This window comes from Bradyrhizobium sp. LeoA1Lang (assembly GCF_055413685.1).
Genome location: NZ_JBVAPG010000440.1, coordinates 1 through 833 on the forward strand (window position 1 = coordinate 1; position 833 = coordinate 833).

An 833-nucleotide genomic window follows, 5' to 3' on the forward strand; every position below is an offset into this window, starting at 1 on the left:
GCTCATGAAGGCCCAGATTTCCCGCGAAGTCGATCGGCTAGAACTGCTGCTCGAACAGATCAAGCTGGTTGAGGATGAACGCGATGCGCTCATCGCCGCACAAGCGGCCGCGGCACCGCCTTCGCCTGTCACGATGCTGCTCAATCTCAAGGGCATCGGCGCCGAGTTTGCTGCCAACCTATGGTCTGAAGGCCTGTTCCGGCATTTTAATAATCGCCGCCAGGTTGCTGCTTACGCGGGGCTGGCGCCGACGCCCTGGCAGAGTGGATCCGTTGATCGAGAACAGGGCGTTTCGAAAGCTGGAAATCCGAGATTACGCACGACGCTGATCCAGATGTCCTGGCTGTGGCTGCGTCATCAGCCCGGCTCTGCGCTGGCTCGATGGTTCAAGGAGCGCGTCCAGCGCAATGGTGGCCGCATGAAGAAGTCGACCATCGTGGCGCTTGCGCGCAAGCTGCTGGTTGCGCTCTGGAAGTTTGTGACCGCCGGTGTCGTCATCGAAGGTGCCATCATGCAGAACAGCTAATCTCGGCTGCTCCTCGAATTATTCTGAAAATTCTCCAGGACCCGATCAGTCCTGGTGGATCCAGGTCGACGAACCGACCAGAACCCTGGCGAAATGCCGTTTGAGAGAGTGGTCTCGTCGTCCTGAGCCCCGTCCGCCGCAAGCGGGATATTGGTGCAGCCGCGAAAGGTGGCGACCGAATGTGAGGTTGATCAGGCTCGGCAAACGAGCCGCGTCACGCACGGGCTTGGACCTGGATAGCGACGCTTCGGAGGGACTGCTGATGCATTGCGATTGATGGCCTTGACACGAACCATCCCATGTGAGG

General features: G+C 59.5%; 1 protein-coding gene. It reads left to right on the forward strand.

All coding sequences use genetic code 11. The features are described 5' to 3' along the window. Positions 1-526 (forward strand): transposase (locus ACZYOF_RS44020; protein WP_463719626.1); only part of this gene is annotated, 526 nt, incomplete at its 5' end. Positions 527-833 lie beyond the last annotated feature (307 nt).